The 13,707-nt window shown below is 41.5% G+C and carries 11 protein-coding genes; 3 read left to right on the forward strand and 8 right to left on the reverse strand.

Annotated elements, in window-relative coordinates:
* Positions 1-103: 103 nt before the first annotated feature.
* The 5 genes from lysS to xerD form a co-directional block, all read right to left on the reverse strand.
* Positions 104-1,639, reverse strand: coding sequence for a lysine--tRNA ligase (gene lysS / locus PS1M3_RS13760; RefSeq protein WP_006793137.1), 1,536 nt, complete (start codon positions 1,637-1,639; stop codon positions 104-106).
* 26 nt (positions 1,640-1,665) lie between these two features.
* Positions 1,666-2,764 (reverse strand): peptide chain release factor 2 gene (gene prfB, locus PS1M3_RS13765; RefSeq protein ID WP_096801177.1). Its coding sequence is split into 2 segments (ribosomal slippage): positions 1,666-2,688 and positions 2,690-2,764, totalling 1,098 coding nucleotides; the frame shifts between segments, so codons are not numbered across the junction.
* A gap of 144 nt (positions 2,765-2,908) precedes the next feature.
* Positions 2,909-4,630: a single-stranded-DNA-specific exonuclease RecJ gene (recJ, locus tag PS1M3_RS13770; RefSeq protein WP_008129007.1), complete on the reverse strand. Its 1,722-nt coding sequence runs from the start codon at positions 4,628-4,630 to the stop codon at positions 2,909-2,911.
* Between the two features lie 79 nt (positions 4,631-4,709).
* A complete protein-coding gene (dsbC, locus tag PS1M3_RS13775) occupies positions 4,710-5,438 on the reverse strand; it encodes a bifunctional protein-disulfide isomerase/oxidoreductase DsbC (RefSeq protein ID WP_203984939.1) in 729 nt (242 codons plus the stop codon).
* Positions 5,439-5,500: 62 nt separating this feature from the next.
* Positions 5,501-6,427 (reverse strand): site-specific tyrosine recombinase XerD, encoded by a 927-nt coding sequence (gene xerD / locus PS1M3_RS13780; RefSeq protein WP_203984941.1) that lies wholly within the window; start codon positions 6,425-6,427, stop codon positions 5,501-5,503.
* A 94-nt stretch (positions 6,428-6,521) separates the two neighbouring features.
* Between xerD and fldB the strand changes: the two genes are divergently transcribed.
* A complete protein-coding gene (gene fldB / locus PS1M3_RS13785; RefSeq protein WP_006793142.1) occupies positions 6,522-7,043 on the forward strand; it encodes a flavodoxin FldB in 522 nt (173 codons plus the stop codon).
* Positions 7,044-7,179: 136 nt separating this feature from the next.
* Here fldB and PS1M3_RS13790 read toward each other — a convergent pair whose 3' ends face one another.
* Complete coding sequence (locus PS1M3_RS13790; RefSeq protein WP_203984943.1) at positions 7,180-9,189, reverse strand: alpha-amylase family protein; 2,010 nt, start codon at positions 9,187-9,189, stop codon at positions 7,180-7,182.
* Positions 9,190-9,340: 151 nt separating this feature from the next.
* A complete protein-coding gene (locus PS1M3_RS13795) occupies positions 9,341-10,042 on the reverse strand; it encodes a tRNA1(Val) (adenine(37)-N6)-methyltransferase (protein ID WP_203984945.1) in 702 nt (233 codons plus the stop codon).
* A 75-nt stretch (positions 10,043-10,117) separates the two neighbouring features.
* On the opposite strand from PS1M3_RS13795, the gene srmB reads away from it, so the two are divergent.
* Together srmB and PS1M3_RS13805 are read left to right on the forward strand one after the other, a co-directional pair.
* Entirely contained in the window at positions 10,118-11,344 is a 1,227-nt protein-coding gene (gene srmB / locus PS1M3_RS13800) for an ATP-dependent RNA helicase SrmB (protein ID WP_058429728.1), read from the forward strand.
* 240 nt (positions 11,345-11,584) lie between these two features.
* On the forward strand, positions 11,585-11,905 hold the full coding sequence (locus PS1M3_RS13805) for a BON domain-containing protein (protein WP_008128997.1): 321 nt from the start codon (positions 11,585-11,587) through the stop codon (positions 11,903-11,905).
* Positions 11,906-12,678: 773 nt separating this feature from the next.
* Here PS1M3_RS13805 and PS1M3_RS13810 read toward each other — a convergent pair.
* A complete protein-coding gene (locus PS1M3_RS13810; RefSeq protein ID WP_008128993.1) occupies positions 12,679-13,635 on the reverse strand; it encodes a mechanosensitive ion channel family protein in 957 nt (318 codons plus the stop codon).
* Positions 13,636-13,707 lie beyond the last annotated feature (72 nt).

Raw genomic sequence — 13,707 nt, forward strand, 5'->3', positions numbered from 1 at the left:
ATATAAATTAATTACCTCAAGTTAAGAGCGAGCCGGCATACTAATTTTTTAAAACAAAAACGCCGCAATTAAGCGGCGTTTCAAGGTGTTATTTTCGTTAAGCTTAGTCAGCTTGCGGACGCATATGCGGGAATAAAATAACATCTTTAATTGTAGATGAGTCAGTAAATAACATTACTAATCGGTCAATACCAATACCCTCACCAGCTGTAGGCGGTAAACCGTACTCTAGTGCGCGTATGTAATCTTCATCGTAATGCATTGCCTCATCATCGCCTGCGTCTTTTTCTTCAACTTGGCGAGTAAAGCGTTCTGCTTGGTCTTGTGCATCGTTAAGCTCCGAGAAACCATTTGCAAGCTCACGTCCGCCAACAAAAAATTCAAAGCGGTCGGTAACAAATGCATTGTCGTCGTTACGACGTGCAAGTGGCGACACTTCCCATGGGTAACCTGTAATAAATGTAGGTTGGATAAGCATGTGCTCAGCCGTTTCTTCAAATATTTCACATAAAAACTTGCCTGGGCCCCAAACACAGTTTTCAGGAATTTTAACGTGCACTTGTTTCGCGTACGCTTTTAATTCTTCAAAGTGGTTTTCTGGGTCATTAAATACCGCAGCATCAAACTCAGGGTTATATTTTAAGATAGCATCAGCCATGCTTAGGCGCTCAAACGGCTTACCAAAGTCGTACTCTACTGAGTCGATTACTTCGCCGTTTTCATCTTTCGTTGTATTAACAACAATTGGGCTGCCTAAAACGTTTGTTGCAACGGTACGTAGCATGTCTTCGGTAATGTTCATCAGATCGATGTAATCGGCGTATGCTTGGTAGAACTCAATCATAGTGAATTCTGGGTTGTGACGCGTTGATAACCCTTCGTTACGGAAGTTACGGTTAATTTCAAATACGCGGTCAAAACCACCTACCACTAAACGCTTTAAGTAAAGCTCTGGCGCAATACGTAAATACATGTCGATATCAAGCGCGTTATGATGAGTCACAAATGGACGCGCAGACGCACCGCCAGGAATAACCTGCAGCATTGGCGTTTCTACTTCCATAAAGTCACGATCTGCTAAGAAACGACGAATACCTTCAACTACTTGTGAGCGAATACGGAACGTTTCGCGCGTTGCTTCGTTAGTAATTAAATCAACATAACGTTGGCGGTATTTTGTTTCTTGGTCTGAAAGGCCATGAAATTTTTCTGGTAATGGGCGTAGTGACTTGGTAAGTAATTCGTACTCGGCCATATCTACGTATAAATCGCCTTTGCCTGATTTGTTAAGTGGGCCTTTAACACCAATAATATCGCCAATATCAAGCTGACCATATTTTGCTTTTAAGTCTTTTTGTACGTCTTTTGATGCGTAAACTTGTACACGGCCTTTCATGTCTTGAATAGACATAAATGGACCACGCTTGGCAAGAATACGACCAGCAATTGATACTACGTGCTGTAGCTCAATTAATTCTTCTTTTGTTTTATCACCAAACTCAGCTTGCAAATCAGCCGTGTAATGTTCACGACGGAATTGGTTTGGATGACCGTTGGCTGGGCAATTTTCGCGAATAGCATCTAACTTGCCGCGACGCTCAGCGATTAACTTGTTTTCGTCTTGGATTTTATCAGTCATTTTTTAGCTCTTTATTAGCTTGGTGGTTATAGGCCAGATTTAAGGCTGGCTTCAATAAATTTGTCTAGGTTACCGTCAAGTACCGATTGGGTATTGCGGTTTTCAACGCCGGTGCGTAAATCTTTAATACGTGAGTCATCAAGAACGTATGAACGAATTTGACTGCCCCAACCAATATCTGATTTTGCATCTTCTTGCGTTTGTTTTTCAGCATTTTGCTGCTGTAGCTCAAGCTCAAATAATTTAGCTTTTAATTGCTTCATTGCTTGGGCTTTATTTTTATGCTGCGAACGCTCGTTTTGACATTGCACTACCGTGTTTGTAGGCACGTGAGTAATACGTACTGCCGATTCGGTGGTGTTAACGTGCTGACCACCTGCACCCGATGCACGGTACACGTCTATACGTAAGTCAGACGGATTAATATCAATTTCAATGTTGTCGTCTATCTCTGGGTATACAAACGCAGAGGCAAACGATGTATGACGACGGCCACTTGAGTCAAATGGGCTTTTACGAACTAAACGGTGTACGCCTGTTTCTGTACGTAACCAACCGTAAGCGTATTCACCAACAAAGCGAACTGTTGCGCCTTTTATTCCGGCCACATCGCCATCGGTTGCTTCTACTAGCTCAACTTTAAAGCCTTTTGCTTCGCCCCAGCGTAGGTACATGCGAAGTAACATGTTACACCAGTCTTGAGCTTCAGTGCCGCCTGAACCTGATTGTAAATCAAGGTATGCATCATTTGCGTCGTGCGTGCCCGAAAACATACGACGAAACTCTAAACCCTCTAATTGCTCGTTTAGGCCTTCAAGCTCTGCATTTGCTTCGTCAAAGGTGTCTTCGTCTTCCGCTTCTATTGCAAGCTCAAGCAAGCCTTCAACGTCATCAGCACCAGCAACTAAGTTGTCGATTGTTTCAACAACCGCCTCTAATGCTGACTTCTCACGGCCAAGTGCCTGTGCGCGTTCAGGTTCATTCCATACAGCTGAATCTTCAAGTTCGGCGTTAACTTCTTCTAGGCGCTCTTGTTTAAGAGCGTAGTCAAAGGTACCCCCGAAGCAGTTCAGTACGATCGCGAATTTCCTTGATTTGATTAATCACAGGATTCACTTCAAACATGTACATTACTCCAAAATGGCTAGATTATTACGGCCCGACTTGAGGAATATCCGCAATAAATTATCGTCAAATGATAAAAACGCCCGATTTTAACAAAAAATCGCGCGCTTTATTAGCCTTTTATGCATGTATTGTGCATATTTTTTAGTGCACTTTTTCAAGCTCTCGTACAATTAGCTGCAAGCTAAATTTACCTCTAAACTCGTTTATATCAAGTTGATAAGCCACTTTAACAAAGCGTGCTTCGGTATCTGGCCACTCTTTTACGTCTATACCAAAAGCAATAGCGTCAACTAATCGCCCTGATTGATGTTTAAGCACCAGTTTTAAATGCTTTTCACCAACAATACGTTGCTGAATTAATTCAAAGGTATGTTCAAACACAGGCTCTGGAAATTGCTGCCCCCATGGGCCTGATTGCTTTAATAATTGGGCAAACTCCATGGTAAAGCAGTCGTTTGGCAGCTCGCCGTCGGTAAATACAATACAACGCTTACTTTCTTCGCTTAATTGCGCACTGACTGCGGCATCAAACGCTCTTTTAAAGTCGTTAAAATTTTGCTCGTCTATGCTTAAACCCGCAGCCATTGCGTGGCCACCAAACTTATTTATTAAATGGGGCGTGGCGGTATTTAACCCTTCGAGTAGGTCACGCATATGCAGCCCTTCAATAGAGCGGCACGAGCCTTTAATTTCGCCATTTTCACCACCGGCAAAAATAACGGTTGGGCGGTGGTACTTTTCTTTTAAACGGCCAGCCAAAATACCAATTACGCCTTGGTGCCAGTCATCTTGAAACAAACAAATAGCATCGGGAATGTTATCGTCGGTAAAGGCGAGCCTATCAAGCACAGCTTGTGCTTCAGCTTGCATACCTTGCTCTATTTCACGCCTTGCATGGTTTAAGCTGTCGAGTTCGCTTGCGATACGCCTTGCTTGGTTTATATCGTTACTCAGTAAACACGCTATGCCCAAACTCATGTCGTCTAGTCGCCCTGCTGCGTTTAAACGTGGCGCAAGTGAAAAACCAAAATCGCTGGCGCTTAAACGCGCTGCATTTCTGTTGGCCACTTCAATAAGTGCTGTAATACCTGGGCGTGTTTTGCCACTGCGAATACGCGCTAAGCCTTGGTGTACTAATGTTCGGTTATTTGCATCAAGTGCAACTACATCAGCGACTGTACCCAGTGCAACTATGTCTAATAAGTTTGCTAAGTTAGGCGGTGTTTGTTGCGTAAAGTAACCTTGTTCGCGCATTAGGCTTCTTAGTGCTATTAATAAGTAAAACGCTACGCCTACACCAGCAATAGACTTTGACGGAAAGTTACATTCGTGTCTGTTTGGATTTACAATGGCATCGGCATTGGGAAGCTGTTCACCTTGTAAATGGTGATCTGTAACCAACACTTTTATACCTACCGATTTTAAAATATCAATACCGGCAATACAGGATATACCGTTATCTACGGTGATCACTAAATCGGGCTTTATTTGTACTATTTGTTCGGCCAGTGCGGGGCTTAAGCCATAACCTAAGCTAAAGCGGTCTGGAATGAGGTAATCTAAATTTTGAAAACCAAACATTTGCAACCCCTGCATTAAGGTTGCAGTACTGGTTGCGCCATCGGCATCAAAGTCGCCCACAATTAAAATGTGGCTTTGCGCCTTAAGCGCATCGACTAGTAACGCACTTGCTTTGTCGATGTCTTTAAACAATTTATAATCGTGAAGCGTAGCAACACCGTTATCGAGCTCTTGGGCATCAACCACACGACGAGTCGCGTAAATTTGTTTTATTACCGGATGCAAATGACTCGGTAAGTGCGAGTCGTTAACGTTTTCGCGCGCAATGATCAGTTTTTTCATGCAGTTTTTTAACTTATTAAGTCGTATTAAAAAGACAAAAAAAGGCCATTAAGGCCTTTTTGTAAACGTAAACACGTTATTAAGATGCTTTATTAGCATCTAACGCTGCTTTTAATGCAGCAGCAGGTTGGTAACCTGGGATCATTGTGCCATCGTCTAAAATAATGGCTGGCGTGCCACTAATACCAAAGCTTTGGCCTAGCTGGTAGTGTTCAGCAATGGGTGCACTACAACCTGGAACTGCCGTGGTACTCTCACCAGCTTTAGCTTCTGTTAACGCCTCTTGCTGATCTTTTGCACACCATACATTCATTAAATCTGCATAGCCTGAACCTTGAAGGCCACCACGCGGAAACGCTAAGTACTTAACGGTAATACCCGCATCAAGTAAATCGTTTAGCTCACGGTGTAATTTACGACAATAACCACAGCTAATATCGGTAAATACAGTGATGCTGTGTTTTTCGTTTGGTGCTTTGTACACAATCATCGACTCTTCGTATTCTGTAATACCTTCAGCACGCACGCTATTTAAAGCTTGTTCTGTTAGGTTATTACGGTTGTCTAAATCGATTAACGTGCCTTGCATTAAAAACTGGCCGTCTGGGCTTGCGTATAACACGCCTTTATTTGTAATTAGCTCTTTTAAACCAGCTACTGGGCTTGGATTTATTTGCTTAACCGTAACGCCAAGTGCCGCAAACTTAGTAACAATAGGATCATTAGCATTTGGCGTTACTGCAACGTCATTTGCCAATGCACTCATACTTGTGCACAACATGGCACCTGCTAACATTAATTTTTTCATAACTTCTCTCTATCCTAAAAATACTTAATATATTGACCGGCTTAATACTATTTAATTTCAAATTAAGCGCGCGGATGATGCTGCGCGTGTACCGATTTTAACCGTTCATTAGCAACATGAGTATAAATTTGCGTTGTTGATAGGTCGCTGTGTCCCAGCATCATTTGCACAACACGTAAATCGGCCCCGTGATTTAATAAATGCGTAGCAAATGCATGGCGCAATGTGTGGGGTGATAATGGCGATTCAACCGATGCCAAAATAGCATAGTGTTTGATTCTATGCCAAAAGGTTTGTCGAGTCATGCCCACACCACGCTTTGACGGAAATACAAAGTCGGTGGCGTGTTTGATCATTTGTGCGCGGCCCACTTTTAAAAAAAGCTCAAGCCAATGCATGGCTTCTTCGCCCAGCGGCACTAAACGTTCTTTGTTGCCTTTACCTTTTACAAACACAACCGCTTGGCGTAAGTTAATTTGCTCCATACGTAGCCCAACCAACTCACTGACACGCAGGCCTGTGGCATAAAGCAATTCAAGCATGGCTTTGTCTCGTAACCCCATGGGTTCTTCAGTATTGGGGGCGTTAAGAAGCGCTTCTACTTCAGTTTCAGAAAGTGTTTTAGGTAACGATTGCCCCGCTTTGGGTTGGGCAATATTTAGCATTGGTGTGTCGGTAATCATTTTTTCACGCACAAAGTACTGATAAAACCGTTTTAGCGCACTGATACTTCTCGCTGTACTGCGCGGCTTTAGGCCTAAATCAACCCGATGCGCTAAGTAGCTTTCAATGTCGTGCCCTGTTACCGCCATTAAGTTTTCGCCTTTTAAAAACTGGCAAAACTTATCTAAATCGCTACGGTAAGCACTTAATGTGTTTTCGCTTACACCTTGCTCTAAATAAAGGCTATCTAAAAAGGTTTCTAGGTAGTCGCTATTGGTGCTCATACTGCTTTTATTTTCTGAGAAATCGTCAGATAGCGTTGTCACATTATGCTCTCATGCTTTGCTAAGGTATCAATTAAAAATACCTTACGGTAAACTTGAGCCTATCATATCAGGCAATTACACAGTGATAAATACGATGCAAATTGGTTTATTTTTTGGCTCTACTACGTGCTACACCGAAATGGCAGCAGAAAAAATACGTGACCTTATTGGTGACGATATAGTTAGCCTTCACAATATTAAAGACGAACCACTAAAAAATGCAGAGCAGTACGACTTTATCATCTTTGGTATTTCAACATGGGATTTTGGCGAAATACAAGAAGACTGGGAGTCTAAATGGGACGACATAAAAGACGTAAACCTAAATGGTAAAACCATTGCTTTATTTGGCATGGGCGACCAACAAGGTTACGGACAGTGGTTTCAAGACGCTCTAGGTATGCTGCACGACGAAATAAACACACAAACATTTACACAACTTGGCTTTTGGCCGAACGACAGCAGCTACGAGTTTGAAGCCTCAAAGGCACTCACCCCCGACGGCAAACAGTTTGTAGGGCTCGCCCTTGACGAAGACAGCCAGTACGAGCTGAGCGATGAGCGCATAGCCAGCTGGGTTGAGCAAGTAATGACCGAGTACGGCGAAACGCTTTAACTGCTTAAGCGTAATACTTGCCACGCTATATAACAGCGATTTAACACATTACCAATATTGTTTATGGTAAAAAGCCAAACACGCTTAGGTGTTTGGCTTTAGTAATAATGCACATCGCTAAATTTAACGAATAGGTTTAAAAGTTACGAATATCTACATTCGAGCTATTAAATTCAAACATATTTATTTTTCCACATTGTGCCACATGGTTAGTGCTTGCAAAGGGTGTATTGGCTTGATTTATATCGCTTTCCCAGCCTTGGCCATTTTTAACAAATGCTTTTACCTCAAACCACCCATTTACTGCTTTGCTGCAATCCATGTCTACATCTAGCATCCAATAGTGTTCGCCCCAAATATTCAGCGGCGTAACGCCAAAGCCGTCATTAGTCACTGTTTTTTGGGCACCATATGTACTTGGCCACACGTTTGTAGTCCAATCGGCTGCGGTACCTTCTGCCTGGGCGCTTTGCCCGCTTTCAATACCGTACCAATCTAGATAGTTATCGTTTACCTTCCATGGGCTTGTAGTGGCATTTTTTAAATTGTTATGACGAATAGGCAGCGCACATTCCACATTAGTTGTTTGACAGTTTCTACCTAAATTTGTATTTGCATAGGTATGATCTATTCCGCCGCGTACAAACATGTCTTGCCCACTTTGAGTTTGTGCGTTAATAAAAATGACGGTACGCTGCCAATCACCACTCGGATTTGAAGTCGAACCTTGTGATAACTTAGCGTTTTTATGAATTGCCATCGTATCCCAAGGTGCCACATTTAAATTAATAGTGCCGTTACTATTAACTGTAATAACCTCACCGCTACAACTTTTAGCATCGCCCGATAATTCACCTTTTAATACATTACAATATTGGCCAGGCGCCATGTCTGTTTGCACAGTGGCATTGAGCGCTGCGTCTTCTTTGTTAATGGCCATATGACCTGAGCTACCGCGGCCAAATGAAATCTGATTATTAGTATTATCCCACCAATTTGTCACAGCCCAGTTGTCGGCGGTGTTATTTCTAAAATCGACGCCACCCGCTATATATGACCAACGATGCTCACATTTCCAATTGCTTGCAAAACATTCTAAATTACCACTGTTATGAACGGGAACACTCGGCCCGCCCGCATCGGTATCACCATGGAAATCGTAACTCGACATTACTTTTGGATAGCCATACGGATACGCCAACATAAATACGTTAGCTAGGTCGTATAAGCGGCCATCTTCAAAGGTAATTACGTTACCCGCACCACCATGCCCCCGCTGATTATCATGATTATCTACAAATACGACCGCTGACGAGCTTGGCATAAAGCCCCACCCTTCACCAAAATTACTTAACCATGCAAGCGAGCCGTTTCTAAATGTATTACCGAGTTGTGTACTGTATTTAAACTCGGTAACTAGCCCTGTACTTAAATACTCAGAGGCATCAACGGCTTCTGTTCCCTGATCAATCACTTCATGAAACACTAACGGCGAGCCATTTATTTTAGCCATAAGGCTTTGAATATCGCTAGCTGCTACGTGTTTAGCCGCATCAAATCTAAAACCTTTTACTCCAATAGCCTGAAGGTCGTTAATATAAGCAGCGAGAGTATTTTGCACGTAATTTGAAGACGTATTCAAATCAGCAAGTCCTACTAACTCGCAGTTTTGAACGCGGTAACGATTATTACCGTAATCTTCTGGATTTATACTACAGCTTTCATGAAAGTCTTGTGGGCTATAAATTGGGTATTGTTTATTACCAAACGTGCTACCCGCAACGCCATTACCACTGCCAGCCGCCATGTGATTAATTAAGGTATCTACATAAATATCGACCCCTGCACTTTTACAACGGTTAACCATATCTACAAACTGCGTTCGGTTACCGCCTCGACTTTGCAGTTGGTAGCTCACAGGTTGATAGCGAGTCCACCATTGGTTGCCTGTAATATGCTCGTTAGGCGGAGACACTTGTACAGCAGCATACCCTTTTGGCCCTAAAAACTGCTCGCATTCTTGTGCAACATCGGGCCAACTCCATTCAAATAAATGAACAAACGTAGTGGGTGCAGCAGCTGCAAGATTAGGCAAAAGCAAACCTAGGCTTAAACCGGCGGTGGTGACCATTTTATTCAGCTTCATAGTGTGTGTTTCCAAATGTTGGCGGGCTAAACAACATGCCCAACGTTATTTACAAGTGGTTAACACTAGTCTTGAGATTGATTAAATAACAACTGAATACGTATGCATTATGGGTAAACTATCCTTTATTATTAGATAATCTCCCTCACAATTACGCCATCTTTAAATAAAATGCCTTACACAAAGTAATGTAATCAGTAGTGTAATTATTGTTTAACTCTCTAATGCATAGCGTTGAATTGTCGGTTTGTGATTCTAGATAACTAAACGTCATTAAACTGCGGCTTATGGGTTTGCTAGGTGTCGCTTTTACTTGGCAATGTGCATTTAAATAAAGCCCTTTTTGAGTAGCAAGCTCAATAAATACTAAAGCCTCAGTGTTTGGCAGTATTAAACTAAACCGTGACTGTGAATGGCTAAGCCGCTTAAACGCGTTAATTAGCTCCTCAAAGCTCAAACCATCGGTGTGACGCGCAGTGTTTCGGGCGGCATTATTGCCTTTTAAACTGTGATTAAAGTAAGGCGGATTAGAAATGATGACATCAAAGGGAGCGTCACTATTAAAGCTTTGAATAGTTTGATGCTTAATAGCTATATTGGACCACGGACTATTTGCTACGTTTTGTAATGCTTGATTGTATGCGTTTTCATCTATTTCAACCGCAGTAATACTCAATGCTGGCCTGCGCTGTTTACACATTAACGCCAATAACCCCGTGCCTGTACCAATGTCTAGTAACGAGTTTGCACCAGCTAAGTTTGCCCACGCACCAAGCAAAATGCCGTCGGTTGAAACCTTCATTGCGCAGAGGTCGTGTTCAACCTTAAATTGTTTAAATGCAAAACCAGACATTTTTTCACCTTTTCATTCACCAAGCGCAGCATAGCGCGTATAATCAAGGTAATTGTCCACTATTTTAGACACTCTATGCAATTTTCTGAATTTGATCTTGATACCAAATTACTCGATGCCATTGATAAAATGGGCTACGAGAAGCCAACCAGTATTCAACAACAAGCTATTCCTGAAGCTCTTCAGGGACGTGATATTTTAGCGTCTGCGCCAACTGGCACAGGTAAAACAGCGGCATTTTTAATTCCTGCGATTCAATACTTATTGGATTTTCCGCGCCGTGAGCCTGGTTTTGCCCGCGTATTAATAATGACGCCAACACGTGAGCTGGCTTATCAAATTCATGAGCAATGTGAGTTACTAGCCAAACGTACACACCTAAAAATAGGTGTCGTGACCGGTGGTATAAACTACGGAACGCATAAAGAGATTTTTGAAAAAAATAACGACATATTAATTGCTACACCAGGGCGATTAATGGAATACCTTGAAACTGAAAACTTTCATGCTGAACATGTCGAAATGCTTATTATTGATGAAGCCGACCGTATGCTAGACATGGGTTTCAAAAAAGAAATGAGCCGTATTTGTGATGAAGCTAAAAACCGCCGTCAGTGTTTTTTATTCTCAGCAACCCTTGAGGGTGACAGCGTAGAGCGATTTGCAGAAACCACATTAAACGATCCGGCTTTGTTAGAAGCTGAGTCGTCTCGTAAAGAAAAAGCTAAAATTCACCAGTGGGTTCATCTTGCTGATGATTACCACCATAAACTCGAGCTTTTAGTCAACACCCTTAACGGCCCAGACGTGAGTAAAGCCATTGTATTTGTTAAAACCCGTGAGCGTTTAGAAACTCTCATTGGTGAATTAACTAATAACGGTGTAAAAGCCGCTTGGCTGCGAGGTGAAATGCCACAAGACAAGCGCATGAAAGCAATGGAAAACTTTCATAGTGGCCGCACTAAAATATTAATTGCAACAGATGTAGCTGCTCGCGGTATTGATGTATCTGACATTAGCCACGTTATTAACTTTGATATGCCACGTACCGCCGACGTATATGTTCACCGTATTGGCCGTACTGGTCGTGCAGGTAAAAAAGGCATCGCTATTTCATTAGTTGAAGCGCATGATATTGGTATTTTGTACAAAGTAGAACGCTACATTGAACAAAAGCTTAAACGCCGTGTAATTAAAGGAATAGAGCCTCAGCATAAAGAGGCTAAGCCACCGGTTAAAAAGCGCAAAGATCCGGTAAAAATGAAAGCAAAGAAAAAAGCGAAAGTTAAAAAGAAAAAGTAACTTAGCATATTTACCAAAGCCGGCGTATGCCGGCTTTTTAATGCGTGTAACATAGGTAACCGGTGCATGTAACACCTACCCATTTAAATGTAATTATTGCCCACCTGAATTCCCACTTAATAAAATAACCTTATATTTCAATAAATTAAAACTGGCACTGAACTTGTAATATTAAACACAGAATAGCCAGAATATTTAATGGTTTGGCTAAATTTTTAATTGATATAAAAGGATTGAGTTATGAACCGCTTAAAGTTAACTATCGCGTTAGTTTCGTTTTGTTGTTTATTTTTGTTAGCCTGCGCTACCAAAGTGAGTGCAGCAACACACCTAGCCGTAGTCAGCAGCGTAGCAACTCAACCTAACCTTCAGCAAACCATTACAAGCACGCTTCGTACTAACCCCAACTTTGCATTAAGCAATATTCGCGTACAGGTTAAAGATGGCGAGGTAATATTACATGGTCAAGCGCAAACCGGTTTTGAACGTGCGCTTGCTCAAAAGTTTTTAGAAAATATGGATGGTGTTAAAATCATCCGTAACAAAATTAGTGTTATTTGAATCGCATTTTTATTAACTCAATTGATCCTAGGCGCAGCATGTTACTCCAACACATGCTGCGCTTTTTTTGTGCCAGTATTTACTTGCAACTCACATTAACTACAATAAAGAACTCGCTTTAATTACCTCTTACTTACCGCCTAATACCAATTGTAAATTGCATACATTACAACCTAATATTTGCCAAAATAATCCGCTCTTTAAATAATAAATTTATATTAAGCCTAGGCCTGTTTAACTGACATTATTAAAGCGTGTTCTATCAAGGAGCAACATAATTACGGTGTGCGATTTGTGACCCAGTAAGCTAAGTACCTACTCCTGCATTATTTTAATGACTACGCCTATGTAGGTATAACTTAAAGTCGTATACAGCTTATACGCCCTACTTGCTCCTTATTACCTATTATTTAGGCAACAAGAAGAAGCAACCTATGAGGGAAGGGACCACAAAAGTTACTGCATGTTTTATATTTATGTTGCGTTATCGTCAGTTTCGGGAAGTAACTACACAATAGGCTTAGCCTTATCGATATATCACATAGCCCGCTTTCAATTTCACCCCAAAAGGTAAATAGGCCTTAATCAATAATCAATTAACGTTGCTCTCACCTTCTCAAACACTTAAATAGCCATAAAAAAATGCAGCTTTATAAAGCTGCATTTAGTCGTTGTGACTCATAAGTCATTTTTATTTAAGCCCACAACGCGTATTTAAATGTAAAATTGCGTTGCGAGTGAGTAAATAATTCCCACTGGTATTAATGGCTCATTTATTCGTTTTGGCCTGAATCAGCTCCACCAGCGTTGCCTTTATTTGATGATTGCTGACTTATTTTATCGCTGATCATGGCATCGAGTTTTTCACCGCCTTTAATACCAAAATCGAGCGTGCGAATAGGGAATGGAATACTAATATCAGCTTCATCCAACGCTTGTTTAACGGCAACTACACCTTTATGGCGTACTGTCATAAAGTCTGGTTCACCTGGGTATTTAATCCAAAACCACACCAATAAATTAATGCTACTGTCGCCAAAGCCTTCAGCATAAACATCGGTTTCGTTTTTACGAATGACAAAGTCCAAATCGTTAATTTTATCTACAATAACTTCTTTCGCTTTTTCAATGTCGTCACCATACGAAATGCCTACCGGTACCTCTATGCGCCTAACTCCAAGTGTGGTGTAATTTTTTAACACATTTCTGAATAATACCTTGTTAGGTACTAAAATTAACTGCCCATAAAAGCTCTCTATTAGCGTGTTACGCAGGTTTATTGAGTGCACTGAACCAAACACGTCGTCGGTTTCGATTACGTCTCCTGTTTTAAAGGGCTTGCGTATACCCATTGCTATGCCCGCAATCAAGTTTTCGGTCATATCTTGAAACGCAAAACCTATGGCTAAACCAACAATACCCGCACCGGCTAATAAAGAGGTAACCGTGCCTTTTAAACCCACAAAATCCAGCGCTATAAATACCCCAACGCACAGTACAATAACCTTAAATATTGACGCCATTAAATCGGCTATTTGTTGAGAGTCGAGTGAACGGCGCAATATGTTTTTCGTTAGGTTGCCAGCAAAGCGCGCTAGCATTGAAAATATAATGGCAATAATAACCGCCACTATAAAATTAGGAATGTGACTTATAACAACATCAAACCAACCGCCGAGTTTTTCTTCTATTAGCTTTTCAGCTTCACTAATTGAGGGAATACTAATCATTTAATTTGCACCTAATGTATGAAATGAATAGAACCACTTTGCAAATTTAGTACCAGCAAAAAAAGTTAACGA

It is taken from the genome of Pseudoalteromonas sp. PS1M3 (genome assembly GCF_016865405.1).
Lineage (GTDB): Bacteria > Pseudomonadota > Gammaproteobacteria > Enterobacterales > Alteromonadaceae > Pseudoalteromonas > Pseudoalteromonas marina.